Raw genomic sequence first — 15,448 nt, 5'->3', positions numbered from 1 at the left:
CTCCTTGTCTTTAAACGGCTTTTTGCTTCCATTTTTTGAATCGAGAACCGACCAAAAGCTGCAGTAAACCAGAGTAGCTCGCCAAGTACAAATAAGTTCCTGCTCCTATTGCTACACTAATGAATAAGATCATCGCCGCTTCCATCTTGCCATCACGAAAGTCCATAAAAAGGGATAAGACAGAATAAACTGCTAATACGGCAATACTCATACAAATCGTAAAAATACCCATCAATACGGACCGTTTCATAAATTGTTTATAAGTATAGCCAGCATGCCTTTTAATCATGGCAAAGCTGTATAAAAGTGAACATGAAAAGCCTAAAGCCGTGGCCATGATGGATCCATATGCTTGAAAGGACATAATGAGTGGAATATTGACACTTGCTTTAATGATTAATCCGAAAACTAAACTAATCACTGCAAGCTTTTGTTTATTGATTCCTTGTAAAATGGCCGCCGTCACGGTAAAAAAAGAAAATAATATAGCAATTGGTGCATACGCTGCGAGAATATTTCCTCCCACTTCATTTTCATTATAAAAAAGCATATAAACAGGCTGAGACAAGATCGATAATCCGGCAGCTGCAGGTAAAACAAGAAACATTAATAGTTGAAACGTTTGATTAATTTGTGTATTAAGCAAGCTATAATGGTTCTCTGTATGTGACTTCGTAATGGTTGGTACAAGTGTTAAACCGAAGGCAGTTGCTAATGAAACAGGAATCATGACAATTTTATTCACCCAGAAGTTTACGATCGAAAGTAGCTCTTGGGAATTTTCTGCTTTGCCGATTTGAATCATCGCTTTATTAAATGTATTCGTATCAATATATTGGTAAAGCGGAATAGCTAAACCGACAAAAACGAATGGTCCTGCATATCGGAATAATTCTGTAAACATTTGTTTCAATGGTATGTTAGATGGAGGAACAGTGTTTTCTTGCATAGCTAGAAGTTTATGCTTCCTTCTAAACCAATAGCTTAATAACACGATTAATCCACCAATCGCTCCGACAAATGCGGCAAATGTAGCATATCCGACTGCTGTGACTAAATCGCCATGCCATACTTTTAAAATGAGATACGAAGATGCAAGAAGAAATACAATTCGCACAATTTGTTCAACGACTTGAGAAACAGCCGTTGGCCCCATTGATTGATGCCCCTGAAAGAAACCGCGAATCAAGCTCATCACAGGAACAACGATAAGGGCCATGCTGACCATGCGTATGACAAACACAACATCCTCTAACGTAACATCACCTAATTTTTCTTGTACTAAAAATTGTTGGGCAAAAAACGGCGCCATAACATACAGAATGATAAATGCAATCATTCCCGTTAAGAACATAAAAATAATGCCAGATTTAAACATTCTCCGACTCGTTTTGTAATCACCAATGGAATTATATTTTGAGACGAATTTTGAGACAGCTAATGGAAAGCCCATTGTAGCAATGCTCAAAAAAACAGTATATGGAACATAACCGTATTGAAATAACGCTCCACCCGTTTCACCAACTAAAGCAAAGAACGGAATGACATAAATCATTCCTAAAAAGCGGGAAATATAGGTTCCTAATGTTAAAATGATTGTGCCTCGCAATAATTTATTTGACATATCACACTCACCATTATGTAATATTTAATATTCATATTTAACTTTATTATTTTATCACAATCTCGTTTAAATCTGATACAACCTTTCCGGACAATTTTTCATGTTGTTCCCTTATTTTTGATTCGTTATAATGAAAAAATGAAAATTTCATAAAGGTCGTGACGTAAATGAAATATGATGTCATTGTCATTGGTGGTGGACCTTCTGGACTTATGGCTGCCATTGCTGTAGGAGAACAAGGTGCAAACGTTTTACTTGTGGAAAAAGGAAATAAACTTGGGAGAAAACTTGCCATTTCGGGTGGAGGGCGTTGCAATGTAACGACCCCTCACATATTCTAGGTTCACAATACCTTGAATAGAAATTTGTACATAGTCACTTGAATGAGAAAACAGGACGTCTTGCTGGGAAAAACGCTGCAATATATGCGAAAGGGTCAGACGATTAACTCCTGACCCTTGAGTTTGTAGACAAAGTCTATTGAAAAGGGAATTTTCAGACTGAATGAAAGCGCTTGATATTCGAGGCACGAGCCCGATGAGAAGCGGAGTTACCAAGTACGGTCATGAGCATTCGAAGAGGGCGAAGTAACAAAGAATGCAAGCGTTTGTCAACAGTCTGAGGGGTCAGACGATTAACTCCTGACCCTTCTAAAATTCAATGCCCTTTATCGCTTTCGTTCCTTCTGAAAAATAATGCTTTATAAGCCTCATCTCTGTAACTAAATCTGCTTTATTTTTGACTTCTTCTTTTGCCTTTCTTCCCGTGATGACTAAATGCAAATGATGCGGTTTGTTTTCCATTAGTTGTAGAACTTCATGTAAAGGCAATACATCATCAATGTTAAAGGTCGTAATGCTTAATGCATTATTCAACTCATCTAAAATAATAAGGTCGTATTCTCCTGAATAAACTTTTTCCTTCGTAAAATGCCACGCATCCTTTAATGCTTGGCGATGTTCTTCAGGTGTTTTCGTCCACGTAAATCCAGCCCCTTTTTGAACGATTTCCACTCCGAGCTTTTCAAAGATGATTTTTTCACCATATGTGCGTTCTGGTGATTTAATAAATTGTATGATCAATACACGTAAGCCTCTACCAAGTGCACGTATGGCCAAACCTAAAGCTGCTGTTGTTTTTCCTTTTCCGTCTCCCGTATATATCAGTATTTTTCCTTTTTTATTTTGTTTCATTTTTATGCCCCTTACACGTTTATCGATTGATTTTGAATTACCTATTCAAACCATTGAATTTGCTCGCGGATCTTGACAACTTCTCCAACAAGGACAATAGCGGGGTGTGTTACACTTTCCTCTTTTACACGGTTTTCGATAGACGTTAAGTCCCCTATGACGGTTTTTTGCTTCCTATAAGTCCCCCACTGGATGACCGCAACAGGTGTTTTTGGATCCTTTCCATGCTTCATTAACTGTTCACAAATATAATGCAGGTTACCGACTCCCATATAAAAAGCAATCGTGTCAATCCCTTTTGCCAACGCTTCCCAGTGAACGTTGTCTTCTCCTTTATAAGCACGCCCATGTCCTGTTACGATTGCAAAAGAAGAAGCTAAATGACGATACGTTACAGGTATTCCAGCATATAAAGGGGCAGCAATTCCAGCTGTAATTCCTGGAACAATTTCATAAGGTATGTCATATTTCGCCAATACGTTCGCTTCTTCTGCACCACGTCCAAATACAAAAGGATCTCCACCTTTTAAACGAGTTACGACTTTCCCTTGTAACGCTTTTTCCACTAAAAGCTGATGGATTTGCTCTTGAATAAGCCTGTGTTTTCCCGGCTCCTTCCCACAATAAATAAGCTCTGCCCCTTTTTTGGCATGCTTGAGCAGATCATCGTTTATTAAACGATCATAAGCGATCACGTCTGCTTTCTGAATACATTCAAGTCCATAAACGGTAATCAGCTTTGGATCACCAGGTCCTGCTCCAACAATATACACCTTTCCTTCGTTCATGACGTTCCCCTACTTTTCTTCATGATTTGTTGAAACTCTTCCTGCCTCTCGATTCCAGACATTTGTAAAAATCGTGGATGTAGTAGTTCCTTCAACATGGCTCGTTTTTGCTTATCATCATTCATCGTATGAATAACTTCTTTCCTGGAGCTTTCGAGAAAGGATAAATACTCTTCATAACGATCGTCATAATGTTTTTCCAAATCTCTTTTGATTTGTTTCGCTAATCCAGGACAAGCACCGCTCGTTGAAATGGACATGACCAGCTTCCCTCTTTGAAATACGGCTGGTACGATAAAATTACTATTACTTGGATCATCGACTATATTAATGAGTTGATATTCATTTGCTGCTTTAAACACTTCATCATTTACTACTCGGCTATTTGTAGCCGCAATAACTAAGAAGGCCCCTCGAATATCCCTCGGCTCAAACGGCTTCTCTCTCCAAACAATGCGCTGTTGATCTGCAAATTGACGTAATGGTTCTGTAAGTGTCGGACTAATGACTGTTACTTCTGCATTTGCTTTCAATAAAGATTGAACCTTTCTTGCCGCAACTTGTCCACCACCGACCACGACAGCTTTCTTACCCGTTAAATTAAGCATCGCTGGATAATGCATCATTTCGTCTCCTCACGTTCGCTTGAAACTCCTGCTTCAGAAAACGTAGTCATTTCATTGACCATCAGAGTTGCTGAAACGATTAAAGGGAAGGCAACAGCCGCGCCACTGCCTTCACCTAGGCGAAGCTTTAAATCAAGCAAAGGTTCCTTCTCGATAAATTGTAAAGCGATTTTGTGGCCGTATTCAACGGAACAATGCGTTGCTATCATGTAATGGCACACGTTCGGATTTATTATTTTGGCCACACACGCTGCAACTGTACAAATATATCCATCTAGCAATATAGGAATTTGATGTTCTGCTGCTTTTAACATCGCACCAACCATGCCTGCAATTTCAAACCCTCCGATTTTAGAGAGAAGGTCATACCCATCTTCACGGTTCGGTTTATGCAGCTCAATGGCTCGTTTAATCACTTTTTCCTTCTGCTTTTTTTGATCTTCTGAAATTCCTGTTCCATAGCCAACGATATCTGAAAGTGGTTTTGAAGTAATCGCATATAATAGTGCACTTGAAGATGTAGTATTGCCAATCCCCATCTCACCAATAATGAAACATTTTACACCTTTTTGGATGAGCCGTTCTCCTTCTTCCATCCCAATTTGAACCGCTTTCTTTGCTTCCTCTCGCGTCATAGCTCGTGCATACAAAAAATTTTCAGTACCATTTCGAACCTTTCTTTGCCGCACTTCCGGCTGAAGCACATCACCATCAACACCAATATCAACAATCGAAAAGATGGCACTGATTTGCCTTGAGAAAACATTAATAGCTGCTCCACCTCGGACAAAGTTCATCACCATTTGTTTAGTGACCTCTTTCGGATAAGCTGAAACTCCTTCTTCTGCCACACCATGGTCCGCCGCAAAGATGATAACCCCAGGCGGTGTCACGGTCGGATACGGACTTTTCGTCATTTCCGCAAGGGTTATAGCCAAGTCTTCCAACTTTCCTAAGCTCCCTCTTGGCTTCGTTAATGTATCAATATAATCTTTAACCTTTCTTCCCATTTCTTTATTCAAAGGGGGGATTTTATTCATGTACAAGTTCATCACCTTCTTTGTATCGTTGGCATTGCTTCACCCAATTATGAACGAGTTCTGGACAAGAAGCAAAATGTATATGTGTATAACCAGCTACTAGATTTCCTAGTCGAACACCTTCTTTTTGTTCTTTTCGCAAACCTTTTATGTCATACGCAAAAGGAAGATCATTTTCAGCTTCATACGTTGAATAATGAAATTCATGCCCTTTGGCAGCAAAACCACTTGGCAGTAAATAGTTTCCTTTTTCTCCTCTAACCTCTCGATAGCCTATAGCTGCTAATTTGTTGTGTATCCGTACTTTTCCTCTTATAGCCCCAACCATTTCATACTGTTTACCTTCTGTCGTCTCAATGGTCTCTGTTAAATACATAAACCCTCCACATTCTGCCAATGTCGGCATTCCATCTTCAATTGCCTTTTTAATGGAGGACTTCACTTTGGCGTTTTTGGCTAACTTTTCGGCAAATTCTTCTGGAAATCCTCCTCCGATATATAATCCATGAACGTTTTTTGGAACTTTCTCTCCTTTCAACGGTGAAAAGAATACGAGTTCAGCTCCATATGCTGATAGCAGCTCCAAATTTTCTGGGTAATAAAAATGAAAGGCTTGATCTTTTGCAATGGCGATTCGGATATGCTTTTCTGCTGCTTTTTTGAAAATGGGTTTATGATTGATCTCGATCGGCGGAGCATCAGCTAATTCATAAATTTTATTTAAATCAATCGTTTCCGATACCATTTCTCCTAGGAATTGAAAAAAGGAATCGAGTTCCCCTCTTTCAATAGAAGGAATTAACCCTAAATGCCTTTCAGGAATCGTTAAATGCTCATCTCGTCTTAAATAACCGACGACTGGCACTTGGCACTCTTGTTCAATCGCTGCCTTTACGAGTTTATAATGCCCTTCACTGCCAACCTGATTAGCAATGACACCGACAATGTTTACTTCATTTGATAAAGCTTGAAATCCTTTTACAATCGCAGCTGCACTTCTAGCCAAGCTTGCACAGTTAACAACGAGAATGACGGGACTATTTGTAATGACGCTAATATCAGCTGTACTTCCAACGTTTGAAAGTGGATCTTTTCCATCATAAAAGCCCATAACTCCTTCAATGATCGATAAATCGGCCCCCTCACTTCCGTTTAAAAATATTTCCTTCACCGTTTCTTTTTTTAACATCCAGCTATCTAAGTTTCTAGAAGCTCTATTCGTAACAGCTGTATGATAGGAAGGATCAATATAATCTGGACCGCATTTAAATCCTTGTACCGTATAGCCTCTCTTTGCAAATGCTGCCATTAATCCAATCGTTATCGTCGTCTTTCCTACGCCGCTGCCTGTTCCAGCAATCACCACTCTCCTCATTATACTCCCACTTTCTATGTATGTTTGATCAGACCGACAGAAATAGTTACATTGCCGCTCTTTTTCTTTTTCAATAAAAGTTGATTGGAACCGCTATATAATTTAGCAGCTGGTTCACTCACACCGTATGCCCCCGTATATTTAAATACCGTTTCAGAAGAGAAATCAATTGGAACACTATTTAATTGTTCAGGATGATAATAGACAAACTGCCAATGATATTTCTGTGCTACCTCTCTTAATCCTTTTTCATCTTTCTTTAAATCGATTGTTGCGATCGCTTTGACACTTTTTATGGAAACATTTAACTTTAGCAATGTCTCGTGGATGACCGCCTCTATTTCTTGTGATGACGTTCCGCGGTTGCACCCGATGCCGAGTACGATCACCTTTGGACGATACAGAACCCCGTTTGCTAAAAACTCATTTTCTTCGGCGGATAAAATCCGATGTGTAATCATTAAAACGGCATCCGGATTTGCTTTCTTTGCTTCATCCATGTTTTTATACACCTTTATATGTGTCGGTAATGGTTTATCATAATCCCACCAATGACGTTCTCCGCTTTCTTGTACAATTGCAATTTGTTCTTCATTAACAACAGCTGCACTTACAGATGTTAAATTTTCAGGAGAGTCCCATTCCCATCCAAACCTTTTGCCGAATAGATCAACTGGTATTGTCTGTTGTACATCAGAAGCGGTTGTAATAACCGGATTAGCATTTAATGCTTTGGCTACTTCTCTTGTTAGTTCATTCGCACCGCCTAAATGCCCCGATAATACACTAATAACATTTTCTCCTTTATCATCGATCACGACAACACCCGGATCTGTCTTTTTATCTTTCAAAATGGGAGCAATCATGCGAACAACCGCACCTAAAGAAATGATGAAAATAATCCCTTTATATGTTTGAAATAAAGAGGGGATTAAAAGTCGAACACTTCCTTCAAAAAGCTGAATGCCCCTTTCTTGTTCATCTCCACTCTCGAATTTTTTCATATAATATACATCTACTTGCTGAAAGGTTTTCAATAGTGTTCTTGCAATATGAACACCATGCTTCGTGATGGCCACGACCGCATAAGGGTGCGTTCGCTTTATCAATATTGGGGCATTTTCTGTTAAACTGACCGTCATCTCATCACCCCTTTTCGAAAGCCGTGTGTAAACTGTGGATCGTATAATTTAGAGCGGTAATCTTTTTCGTGTATTTGTTCATCAAGTGCCCATCCGACTAAGATCATCGCTTGTTTCCTAATACCATGTTTTTTCATTTCCTCATCTAATTGTCCAATAGTTGTCCGAACAATTTTTTCATCAGGCCATGTTGCCTTATAAACGGCCGCTGCTGGTGTTTGTTCATCCCATCCAGCATTTAATAGCTCTTTTACGGCCTTTTTCGTTAATGTTGCGCTTAAAAATAAAGCGATCGTACAATGATGTTTGGCTAGCTCGGAAAGCTTTTCTAGCTGTGGAACTGGGGTCCGTCCTTCTGCTCTTGTTAATATGACCGTTTGAGTTAAATCCGGAATGGTTAACTCTGCTCCTAATGCCGCAGCAGAGGCAAAAACAGAGCTTACTCCTGGGACAATCTCGACTTCAATCCCTTCTCGCTTTAATAAAGAAATTTGTTCCATTATTGCTCCAAATACAGATGGGTCACCTGTATGAAGGCGAATCACGTTTTTTCCTTCTTTTACGCGAGCGACCATCATATCGATCATTTCTTGTAAATGCATCCGTGCTGTTTTGAAAATTTCACATGATGGCTTTGCATCTTCTAACAATTGTTCATTCACTAAAGAATCTGCGTAAAAAATGACATCCGCTTCTTGAATAAGTTGATGTCCACGTACTGTAATTAAATCTTTCGCTCCCGGACCTGCTCCAATAAAGTACACCTTCATTTTCTCACCACCATTAAGGTTAAATATTCAAGTTCCATCCCTTTCAGCTCTTTCACGTTCCAAACGATTTCTTCCTTTGACGTGGCCTTCGTAACAACATGAGCTTTATGCAGCAATTGAAGCTCATCAAGGATTTCAATCATTAAATCGATGACTTTCGCTACCTTTAAAAAAATAATACAATCGTTTTCGAGTATAGCTTTTTTCATTGTTTCATAGTCGTCTCTTGCTGGTATAATCGCTACATGCTCATCTCCATCTGCTAATGGAATTTTTAGCTGAGCACTAGCACCGTTGATCGAAGAAATGCCTGGGACGATGTTAATGTTTACCTCAGGATATTTCTCTCTCATGATGTTCATAACATGTATAAACGTGCTATATAAAAGAGGATCACCCTCCGTGACAAAAGCTACGTCTTTTCCTTCTCTTAGCTTTTCCCACAAAAGATTTGCCGTCTTTGTCCATTCACGCTTTAAAATCGTTTCATCCTTTGTCATCGGAAAGATGAGTCCAAGCATATCTTTTTCATGTGGATTGATATATACATCAATAATTTGCTGGGCATAGCTTTTGCTTCCCTTTCGTTTTTTCGGATAACAAACGGCATGTGCTTCCTTTAATATACGGTATGCTTTTACCGTCACTAATTCTGGATCGCCTGGACCGACTCCTACACCATACAATGTACCAATCACCTTCAAACCTCTCCCTTTCTTTTAGCCGTTATTATGTAGATCGGGTTTAATGCATCAAATCGTGTTAAGGACAAAATCGGCTTACTTCTTGAAACTTGAACAGACGTTATGTCCACATCAAACTCTCTTTGTTTTAATCCTTTTAAGGCAGCTGCTAAATTTTCAATGGTCACAACATTCACGACGATGCGCCCATTTGGCTCCAATCGTTTTGTGCAGACGTCTAAAATTTCATCCATATTCCCTGAAGTCCCTCCGATAAAAATGGCATTTGGATTTGGAAATTCATCCAGTCTTTCAGGTGCGCACCCGTGAACTACCGTTATATCAGAACGAAATTTTTTCATATTTTCTAAACAGTTTTCGATGTCATGCTCGTTTTTTTCAATTGCATATACCGCTCCTTCTGTTGCAATTTTACTTGCTTCAATAGCAACAGATCCGGTACATGTTCCGATATCCCATACGATGCTAGCAGGTGTTAATTGTAAAGCACTTAAAGACAATATTCGAACTTCCTTTTTCGTAATTAACCCTTTTTCTGGCTTTCGTTGCAAAAACTCTTGATCATCAATTCCAAATGTCCAGGAAGGGGAAGGCTTTACTTTTTTAAGAATGACAACATTTAAAGGTGAAAAAGTTGCCTGTGCCATCTCTTCCAATGTGTAATAACCACATCTTTCAAGCTCCCCTCCCAAATTTTCAGCAACGAATGCCTCATATTCAGTCATATTGAAGGATAATAAGTATTTTGCAATTTCATTCGGACTGTTTTGTTCGTCTGTTAATAGCGCCACTTTTTCCTTTCCATCGATCCGTTGTGCTAAACCTTTCATACTTCTTCCATGAACACTCGTCATATAGGCATCTTGCCATTTTTCTCCCATTCGAGCGAATGCAAGCTGTACGGAGCTGACATTCGGATATATATCAAGATTTATTTTCGATGCTAAAAAACTGCCAATTCCATAAAATAACGGATCACCTGACGCTAAAATCACGATTTTCTTTGTTTCGTGTTGTAGACGATTGACTAATTCCTTCAATCCTTTTTTAATCGAGATTTTTTCGCCATTATAGTCAGGGAAAAAAGAAAGATGCCTTTCTCCACCTACAAGAATGTCACTTTCGTAAATCCATTTTTCATAGATTGGCAGCAAACTTTCCTTTCCGTTATCTCCAATTCCGATTAGCTTTATCGCTTCACCCATTTAAATCCGCCTCTCCTAGTTTCTCCCCTTTTAATGTGTATAAAGTCGTTTCTATGTGTAATCCACCATTCACTTCACATAAAGCTTGTTGACAGCAATAATGACATAAATGCTTAAAAAATTGGTGATAACCATGCTGCGCCATCCATTCTCCTACTTGAGAAGCAGTATTTGCGTTTCGAACTTCTGTTAATAGAGGCTCCTTAACTCCAGCCTCCTCAGCGACTTTTGCCAAAAATCCGAAATCAACTGGGGCACTTTTGGAATGAACCATCATAACACCTTGTGCAACCTTTGAAAATTTCCCCATCATACCGACCATTGAAACTTTCTTCATTCCGAGACGTTTGCAATGTTTAAGTGTAAATCCTACAAAATCGCCCATTTCTATAAATGCTTCTTCCCGCAGATGTGGATATTGCTTCATAGCATATTTTTCACTTCTCCCCCCTGTTGTGATGACAACATGCTCACAATGATTTGCCTTCGCTACTTGAAGTGCTTGTACAATACTTGCACGATAAGCAGCTGTAGAAAAAGGAACAACAATCCCTCTCGTTCCTAATATCGAGATACCGCCGACAATTCCGAGCCGTTTATTTAATGTTTTTTCAGCGATTTCTTCTCCATTAGGAACCGAGATGATGATTTTTATCCCACGATTGATTTGAAATGTTTTCAACACTTCTTCTGCAACAGACATGATCATTTTTCGAGGAACAGGATTGATCGCTGCTTCCCCAACTGGTACAGGCAATCCTGGTTTCGTAACACGTCCTACCCCTTCTCCGCCATCTAGTAAAATATGATTTTCTTTGATCCACGAAATGGCAGCACCGATTTTGGCTCCATGTGTAACGTCAGGATCATCTCCACCATCTTTTATTACAGTAGCAGCAGCAGACTTTCCATCAATGAAACAGTCTATCACTTGAAAGGTTGCAAATCGACCAACGGGTAGATAAATAGTAGCCTCTGTTTGTTGTTCGCCTGTAATTAAAGCCGTTAAGGCAGCTTTTACAGCAGCAGTAGCACAAGCTCCAGTTGTAAATCCTTCACGAAGTTTTTTGTTCGTCTTCATTTTTTACACACGTTCAGCAAGCAAAGAAATAGCGTTTAATGCTGCGACTGTAACTGTACTTCCTCCCTTCCTTCCAACGTTCGTAATAAATGGTATATCTAATTTTGCCAGCTCCTCCTTCGACTCAGCAGCTGATACAAAACCGACGGGAAGACCGATAATAAGTCCTGGCTTTGCTTCTCCTTCTTTTACTAGACGAATTAATTCTAATAGAGCTGTAGGAGCGTTTCCGATCGCAAAAATTCCACCTTCTGCTTCCTTCACTGCTTTTCGCATGGAAATAATCGCACGAGTTGTGTTTAATCGCTTCGCTTCTTCGATAACATCTTCGTCGGAAATATATACCTTTACTTCACAGCCATACTTTTCTAGCCGCGGTTTGCTAATCCCAACCTGTACCATTTGAACATCACAAACGACTTTTTTTCCATTTTTAATCGCTTCAATCCCAGCCCTTATCGCATCAGGGTGAAACAGTAAACGTTTGCCGAGTTCAAAGTCTGCTGAAGCATGAATGACTCGTTGAACAATAGGGTATTGCTCCTTTGTAAATGAATGAGGACCTATTTCTTGATCAATGATTTCAAAGCTTTTCCCTTCAATTTGTTGCGGCTGTACAGTTATTGGTTTAAACTCCGTTTTAAAATCCACTCGTCATTTCCTCCTTTTTTCCTCAATGTTCGAACGTGATTAAGAACATCTTCAAAAGTATGGAACATCGTTTCATACTTCATTTTTGGCCTCTTTATCATAATGGTTTCAATGTTCAGCTCCAGTGCCGCTTCAAGCTTTTCGTCAACTGCTCCTTCTTTGCCGCTTTCTTTCGTAATCATTAAAGTTACACCGTATTGTTTGAATAAAGCTTTGTTAAACTCTTTCGTAAACGGTCCTTGAATCGCCACAATATTTTTTTGAGGAAGACCGAGTGCTTCACATTTTTCCATATTGTCTTTTCTCGGGAGCATTCGGGCTATTAATCTCGTATTCGGTAAATTCAGTAATTGTTCAGTAAATATTTGTAACGTTTTACTTCCTGTCGTAAGAAATATAACTCCTTTTTTCTGAGCAGCTAGTTCAGCTGCTTCCTCGTAATGATTCACATACGTTACTAGCCTATGATCGTAACTTTTGCTTTCGCGTTCATAACGTATGTATGGAATGCTGACTTTTTTCGCTACTTTCATGGCAGTGCGAGATAGTTCCTCTGCAAATGGATGACTTGCATCGATCATTACTTCGATCCTTTGCTCGATTACATATCGTTCAAACTTTTCTTCATTCATACGGCCGACCCTTACTGGAATTTGGACTTGCTTTAATTCGTTGGCGGCATTTTCAGTTACTACAGAAGCAATGAGTTCATATCCCTCTTTAAATAACAAAAGGGCCAATTCTTTCGCATCACTCGTCCCTGCTAGAAACAAAATCATTTTCGGTCCCCCTTTATGAACTACTATGATGATGTTCATGGTGGTGGTGATGGTGATGACCTTCCAGATGATTTGTTATCTCTATGCGGTATTGACATGTGTCACAATTCATCGCAACGGATCCAGTTAATGTTTCTTCTGTCCGTTCAAGTAAAATATCTTCAAGTAAAGGATGAAAACCAAAATAATGTGTTAGTGAAAATTGAATACCGCAATACTTTTGTTTAAAATGTTCGACTTGCTTTTGAAGACGTTTTATTAAGATCCCTGTAAAAAGGAAGTAAGGAACAATAATAATTTTTTTCGCACCAAGCTTTATGATGCGTTCCACTCCCTCTTCTAATAACGGAGATGTCACCCCCATAAAAGCCGTCTCAACAATTGGATAGTTCAATTTTTCCCATAATAACCGTGATATTTTAAATAAATCACTGTTAGCGTCAGGATCACTCCCGCCTCTTCCGAGAAGGAGAATGGCTGTATGTTCATCCGGCTTCGTGACATTCTCTCCTATTTCTTCTAATCTCTCTTTACAAATCTCTAAAGTTAATGGGTGTACGCCAATCGGTTTACCATACGAAATCTTGACGGCTGGGTGCTTTTTTTTCGCCTCGTCGATGACCATTGGTATATGAATTTTCGAATGTCCGGCTGGAAGCATCATGATCGGAATAACAGCAATTTCCGTTGCCCCTTTTTGTATACACGCCTCGATCCCATCTTTCACATCTGGCTCTTGAAATTCAAGAAAGCACGTTTCAATGATGAACGGTTCATTCACCTTTCTTTTCAAACTTTGAACAACTTGTTTCACTTCCTCATTTCCTTCTTGATCACGGCTTCCATGTCCGACATACAGCACTGCTCTTTCCATCATCTTCCTCCTTTAGTCCCCACATGGTGCTGGGTTTACATCTATTTTGGGAGTAATATCGCGATAGACAAATCCTTGAACTTCCTTTACACGTTTGAAAAACTTGAAAAACCGTTCATTTGGATAACCTTTTTCTTTATATTCATGGACGATGCCAGAAACGACATCTACGATTTGTTCTGGCGGTATTCCTTCTGCGACTAATTGCCCTGGGTGAGCGGTTCTCCCAACAGGCTTTGCCCCTATAAACAAATCGAATTTTCCTTTTCTGTACACAATGCCGATATCTTCATGAACCGCTCCATAACACGCCATCCCACATCCGTTAAAGCCAATGTTCAATTCTTTTGGCAGCTCCATCCCACCGATGTGCTCATATAATTCGTTTAAATAAGGAATAGAATCTGATTTTTCACCATCACAAAAATCACAAGCTTTAATTGTTAATACATTTCCAACAGGCAAAAGGAGTAATCCTACTTTTTTTAGAGGTGCTGTTACTTTCTCGCGATTATTCGTCGGAATTTTCACGTAAATTTGGTGATGCGGCGTATATTCCATTGTTCCTTTTTCCCCAACAACCTCTGCTAATGTCTTTAATTGTTCAGGAGTAAATTGTTTATTCGCTAACCCTGGACTTACTGCGAACTCTAAAATGCTTTCTTGAACGTGATGAACGATCGGTACAGTCGATTTCCCATTTTTCACTTTACTTAACGCCTCATTGGCTAAATCCAGAGGAGCGTCATTTTCTTCTTTTCCTCCATGTAATGCCCACGGTTCATTTTCCTTCCGTAAGCGTTCATGTGGTTTTAATGGTTGTTCTTCTTTTCTTAACGTATATTTGCGCTGGTATCCTCTTGGTGTAATGATCTTATTTTCATATCGAAACGATGTTGAATTTCCAATAATTACCGTTGTTAGCATGCCGATTTCGTGCTCAAGCATGTCACCAAGTGTTGTGATCACAACCTTTTGCCTTTCACGGTAAGCACTTTTGACTAAACCGACAGGAGTTTCTCTTGAACGATACTTTAATAAAATTTTTTGCGCCTCTACGATTTGTCTCGTCCTTTTTCCGCTTTTTGGGTTGTATAATGCAAGGACAAAATCAGCTTTTGCTGCAGCTTCCAATCGTTTTTCAATAATATGCCATGGGGTTAGATGGTCACTTAAACTAATCGTACAGGCATCATGCATAATGGGTGCACCAAGAAGGGACGCACAAGAGTTAATAGCAGATATTCCCGGTATTACTTCCATTTCTACTCCGTCTTTCTCCGTCCATCCCCTTTCGACTAAAACTTCGTAAACTAATCCCGCCATTCCATAAACGCCTGCATCGCCGCTAGAAATGACTCCTACCTTCCGTCCTTGTTCAGCGAGCTTGACCGCTTTTATAGCACGCGTCACTTCTTCAGACATTCCCGTACTAATCACTTCTTTTTCGCCAATTAAGTCACGGACTAATTCAATGTACGTTTTATAGCCAATTATGCAATCACTTTCACGAATCGCTTCCTTTGCTCTTTCTGTAAAATGTTTCACGCTACCTGGACCGAATCCAATAATGAATAATTTCCCTGACAATACGTA

15 protein-coding genes and 1 pseudogene are annotated in these 15,448 nt (G+C 39.5%); 1 reads left to right on the top strand and 15 read right to left on the bottom strand.

The features are described 5' to 3' along the window. Positions 1 to 10 precede the first annotated feature (10 nt). Positions 11 to 1,624, bottom strand: coding sequence for a putative polysaccharide biosynthesis protein (locus J2S06_RS00365; RefSeq protein ID WP_419150933.1), 1,614 nt, complete (start codon positions 1,622 to 1,624; stop codon positions 11 to 13). 167 nt (positions 1,625 to 1,791) lie between these two features. On the opposite strand from J2S06_RS00365, the pseudogene J2S06_RS00360 reads away from it, so the two are divergent. Further along, positions 1,792 to 1,947 (top strand): annotated as a pseudogene (locus J2S06_RS00360) (NAD(P)/FAD-dependent oxidoreductase); the annotation flags it as partial. Positions 1,948 to 2,274: 327 nt separating this feature from the next. Here J2S06_RS00360 and cobO read toward each other — a convergent pair. The 14 genes from cobO to cobJ are packed head-to-tail and all read right to left on the bottom strand — an operon-like array spanning position 2,275 to position 15,442. After that, complete coding sequence (gene cobO, locus J2S06_RS00355; RefSeq protein ID WP_419150932.1) at positions 2,275 to 2,817, bottom strand: cob(I)yrinic acid a,c-diamide adenosyltransferase; 543 nt, start codon at positions 2,815 to 2,817, stop codon at positions 2,275 to 2,277. A 41-nt stretch (positions 2,818 to 2,858) separates the two neighbouring features. Continuing rightward, entirely contained in the window at positions 2,859 to 3,605 is a 747-nt protein-coding gene (gene cobA, locus J2S06_RS00350; protein ID WP_419150931.1) for a uroporphyrinogen-III C-methyltransferase, read from the bottom strand. Beyond that, a complete protein-coding gene (locus tag J2S06_RS00345; protein WP_419150930.1) occupies positions 3,602 to 4,231 on the bottom strand; it encodes an NAD(P)-binding protein in 630 nt (209 codons plus the stop codon). Before J2S06_RS00345 ends, cobA begins: the two co-directional genes overlap by 4 nt. Further along, the gene (cobT, locus tag J2S06_RS00340) at positions 4,228 to 5,283 is read right to left on the bottom strand and encodes a nicotinate-nucleotide--dimethylbenzimidazole phosphoribosyltransferase (protein WP_419150929.1); all 1,056 of its coding nucleotides are present in this window, start codon (positions 5,281 to 5,283) and stop codon (positions 4,228 to 4,230) included. Before cobT ends, J2S06_RS00345 begins: the two co-directional genes overlap by 4 nt. Continuing rightward, a complete protein-coding gene (locus J2S06_RS00335; RefSeq protein ID WP_419150928.1) occupies positions 5,264 to 6,646 on the bottom strand; it encodes a cobyrinate a,c-diamide synthase in 1,383 nt (460 codons plus the stop codon). The genes cobT and J2S06_RS00335 overlap by 20 nt, the downstream gene beginning before the upstream one ends. Before the next feature lie 14 nt (positions 6,647 to 6,660). Beyond that, positions 6,661 to 7,788, bottom strand: a complete 1,128-nt coding sequence (locus J2S06_RS00330) for a cobalt-precorrin 5A hydrolase (RefSeq protein WP_419150927.1) — start codon at positions 7,786 to 7,788, stop codon at positions 6,661 to 6,663. After that, a complete protein-coding gene (gene cobM / locus J2S06_RS00325; protein WP_419150926.1) occupies positions 7,785 to 8,558 on the bottom strand; it encodes a precorrin-4 C(11)-methyltransferase in 774 nt (257 codons plus the stop codon). Before cobM ends, J2S06_RS00330 begins: the two co-directional genes overlap by 4 nt. After that, positions 8,555 to 9,256: a precorrin-2 C(20)-methyltransferase gene (gene cobI / locus J2S06_RS00320; RefSeq protein WP_419150925.1), complete on the bottom strand. Its 702-nt coding sequence runs from the start codon at positions 9,254 to 9,256 to the stop codon at positions 8,555 to 8,557. Before cobI ends, cobM begins: the two co-directional genes overlap by 4 nt. A 2-nt stretch (positions 9,257 to 9,258) precedes the next feature. Further along, a complete protein-coding gene (gene cbiE, locus J2S06_RS00315) occupies positions 9,259 to 10,467 on the bottom strand; it encodes a precorrin-6y C5,15-methyltransferase (decarboxylating) subunit CbiE (RefSeq protein ID WP_419150924.1) in 1,209 nt (402 codons plus the stop codon). After that, positions 10,460 to 11,548: a cobalt-precorrin-5B (C(1))-methyltransferase gene (locus J2S06_RS00310; protein ID WP_419150923.1), complete on the bottom strand. Its 1,089-nt coding sequence runs from the start codon at positions 11,546 to 11,548 to the stop codon at positions 10,460 to 10,462. The genes cbiE and J2S06_RS00310 overlap by 8 nt, the downstream gene beginning before the upstream one ends. Positions 11,549 to 11,551: 3 nt before the next feature. Then, positions 11,552 to 12,199 (bottom strand): precorrin-8X methylmutase, encoded by a 648-nt coding sequence (locus J2S06_RS00305; RefSeq protein ID WP_419150922.1) that lies wholly within the window; start codon positions 12,197 to 12,199, stop codon positions 11,552 to 11,554. Next, the gene (gene cobK / locus J2S06_RS00300; protein WP_419150921.1) at positions 12,169 to 12,978 is read right to left on the bottom strand and encodes a precorrin-6A reductase; all 810 of its coding nucleotides are present in this window, start codon (positions 12,976 to 12,978) and stop codon (positions 12,169 to 12,171) included. Before cobK ends, J2S06_RS00305 begins: the two co-directional genes overlap by 31 nt. A gap of 13 nt (positions 12,979 to 12,991) precedes the next feature. After that, the gene (locus tag J2S06_RS00295; protein ID WP_419150920.1) at positions 12,992 to 13,852 is read right to left on the bottom strand and encodes a sirohydrochlorin chelatase; all 861 of its coding nucleotides are present in this window, start codon (positions 13,850 to 13,852) and stop codon (positions 12,992 to 12,994) included. 12 nt (positions 13,853 to 13,864) lie between these two features. Next, positions 13,865 to 15,442, bottom strand: coding sequence for a precorrin-3B C(17)-methyltransferase (gene cobJ, locus J2S06_RS00290; RefSeq protein WP_419150919.1), 1,578 nt, complete (start codon positions 15,440 to 15,442; stop codon positions 13,865 to 13,867). Positions 15,443 to 15,448: the final 6 nt, after the last annotated feature.

The sequence above is a fragment of the Bacillus alveayuensis genome (assembly GCA_030812955.1).
Classification (GTDB): domain Bacteria; phylum Bacillota; class Bacilli; order Bacillales; family Aeribacillaceae; genus Bacillus_CB; species Bacillus_CB alveayuensis.
The sequence above is the reverse complement of the archived record's forward strand: the minus strand, read 5'-3'. Positions and strand labels throughout refer to the sequence as shown.

What these genes read in the sequence shown, in the direction of transcription:
- J2S06_RS00345 (WP_419150930.1), bottom strand. Translation starts at nt 4,231, where the DNA reads ATGATGCATTATCCAGCGATGCTTAATTTAACGGGTAAGAAAGCTGTC.
- cbiE (WP_419150924.1), bottom strand. Translation starts at nt 10,467, where the DNA reads ATGGGTGAAGCGATAAAGCTAATCGGAATTGGAGATAACGGAAAGGAA.
- J2S06_RS00330 (WP_419150927.1), bottom strand. Translation starts at nt 7,788, where the DNA reads ATGACGGTCAGTTTAACAGAAAATGCCCCAATATTGATAAAGCGAACG.
- J2S06_RS00335 (WP_419150928.1), bottom strand. Translation starts at nt 6,646, where the DNA reads ATGAGGAGAGTGGTGATTGCTGGAACAGGCAGCGGCGTAGGAAAGACG.
- cobK (WP_419150921.1), bottom strand. Translation starts at nt 12,978, where the DNA reads ATGATTTTGTTTCTAGCAGGGACGAGTGATGCGAAAGAATTGGCCCTT.
- J2S06_RS00310 (WP_419150923.1), bottom strand. Translation starts at nt 11,548, where the DNA reads ATGAAGACGAACAAAAAACTTCGTGAAGGATTTACAACTGGAGCTTGT.
- cobM (WP_419150926.1), bottom strand. Translation starts at nt 8,558, where the DNA reads ATGAAGGTGTACTTTATTGGAGCAGGTCCGGGAGCGAAAGATTTAATT.
- J2S06_RS00365 (WP_419150933.1), bottom strand. Translation starts at nt 1,624, where the DNA reads ATGTCAAATAAATTATTGCGAGGCACAATCATTTTAACATTAGGAACC.
- cobA (WP_419150931.1), bottom strand. Translation starts at nt 3,605, where the DNA reads ATGAACGAAGGAAAGGTGTATATTGTTGGAGCAGGACCTGGTGATCCA.
- cobT (WP_419150929.1), bottom strand. Translation starts at nt 5,283, where the DNA reads ATGAACTTGTACATGAATAAAATCCCCCCTTTGAATAAAGAAATGGGA.
- J2S06_RS00295 (WP_419150920.1), bottom strand. Translation starts at nt 13,852, where the DNA reads ATGGAAAGAGCAGTGCTGTATGTCGGACATGGAAGCCGTGATCAAGAA.
- cobO (WP_419150932.1), bottom strand. Translation starts at nt 2,817, where the DNA reads ATGAAACAAAATAAAAAAGGAAAAATACTGATATATACGGGAGACGGA.